General features: G+C 58.8%; 1 protein-coding gene and 3 pseudogenes. All 4 read left to right on the top strand.

Annotated elements, in window-relative coordinates:
• Nucleotides 1-177 (top strand): annotated as a pseudogene (locus EN749_RS35395) (3-deoxy-8-phosphooctulonate synthase); the annotation flags it as partial.
• 96 nt (nt 178-273) lie between these two features.
• Nucleotides 274-477: pseudogene (locus tag EN749_RS35390) on the top strand (dodecin family protein).
• Between the two features lie 86 nt (nt 478-563).
• Nucleotides 564-929, top strand: a complete 366-nt coding sequence (locus EN749_RS35385) for a PRC-barrel domain-containing protein (protein ID WP_127397501.1) — start codon at nt 564-566, stop codon at nt 927-929.
• A gap of 374 nt (nt 930-1,303) precedes the next feature.
• A pseudogene (gene eno / locus EN749_RS35375) lies at nt 1,304-1,642 on the top strand (phosphopyruvate hydratase); the annotation flags it as partial.

The raw sequence follows: 1,642 nt of genomic DNA, 5'->3' as shown, positions 1-1,642 counted from the left end.
GTCGAGACGCTGGCGCGCGCGGCCGTCGCTGTTGGCGTTGCCGGCGTGTTCATCGAGACCCACCAGGATCCTGACAATTCGACCTCGTCGGATGGCCCGAACATGCTGCCGTTAAAGGACATGCCAGCCTTGCTCGAGCGGCTGATGGCATTCGACCGTATAGCCAAGGGCCTCTAAGGCCGGACGCATACCCTGCCGACTGCCGGCGCTTGTGGAAGGCACGAGCCGGCTATACGCTTGCCTTGCAACTGAGCGTTTTGGCAGGAGGAAGCCATGTCCGTCGCCCGCGTCACCGAAATCACATCGTCGTCGAAGAAGAGCTTTCAGGACGCCATCGAACAGGGAATTGCGCGCGCCTCGAAAACCCTGAAGAACGTCGAGGGCGCTTAGATCCAGGACCAGAAGATCGTCGTCCAAGACGGCAAGATTGTTGCTTATCGCGTCAATATGAAGGTTACCTTCATCCTCTCGGAGTGACCGGGCGTCGCCGAAAAAGTCGGGAACCTTCGCCCGCGCCCCTCATTGTCCAAGTATGGTTCTAAACCACAATGAGGAGCACAATCATGACAACCCAGACAGGTCACACCCAAGCCATCGCCGCTTCACGGGTCATCGGTACATCGGTCTACAATACCGAAGGCACGAGCATCGGAAGCATCGAGGATGTGATGCTCGACAAGATGACGAACGGCATCATGTTCGCGGTGATCGGTTTTGGCGGCTTCCTCGGCATTGGCGAAAAATATCACGCCATTCCGTGGGCAAGCCTCGACTATGATGAGGACAAGGGCGGCTATGTCGTGCCGTTTTCCAAGGAACAACTCAGAGCGGCGCCTGCCTATTCGATCAACGAATTGAGCGGGGCGGATGGCGAGGTGGCGCGCGACGAATCTTACAATTACTACAAGGTCACGCCTTACTGGCATTGACAGCAACGACAAAGCGGCCCCGTCGAGAGACGGGGCCGCTTTGTATTCTGGCTTATTCGCTGACATGTAAGGGGGCCATCGCCTTCGGCGGCGACTGCTGATTGTCGCACGACGTCAGGAATGCCGCCGCGATCAGGAACAGACTCACGATACCACTCAACTGGGACATGGCGAAACTCCTCCTGTTTCGCCCCGCGCGCTGCACCTTAACCGGAAGTCAGCCGACCGTACATGACTTATGATGACAGCGATTTGCGCTTCGTGAATCGTTCAGAGGCTGATGCCGCGGCAATAATTGCCGGCCGGCCGATTGCCTTTTGCAGCACTTTGGCTAAGACGTGCGGCATTCTTCAGATCAATCGAGGACATCGCAAATGACCGCCATCATCGACATTGTCGGGCGTGAAATCCTGGACAGCCGTGGAAATCCGACCGTCGAGGTCGATGTCATTCTCGAAGACGGCTCGATGGGCCGCGCGGCGGTGCCGTCGGGTGCTTCGACCGGCGCCCACGAGGCCGTCGAACTGCGCGACGGTGGCGCCCGCTATCTCGGCAAGGGCGTGCTCAGGGCCGTCGAAGCGGTGAACGGCGAGCTGTTCGAGGCCATCGGCGGCATGGAAGCCGAAAACCAGATCCATATCGACCAGACCATGATCGAGCTTGACGGCACGCCCAACAAGAGCCGGCTTGGCGCCAACGCCATTCTCGGTGTG

This window comes from Mesorhizobium sp. M7A.F.Ca.ET.027.02.1.1 (assembly GCF_004022985.1).
Lineage (GTDB): Bacteria > Pseudomonadota > Alphaproteobacteria > Rhizobiales > Rhizobiaceae > Mesorhizobium.
This window is presented reverse-complemented; position numbering and strand designations above follow the sequence as displayed.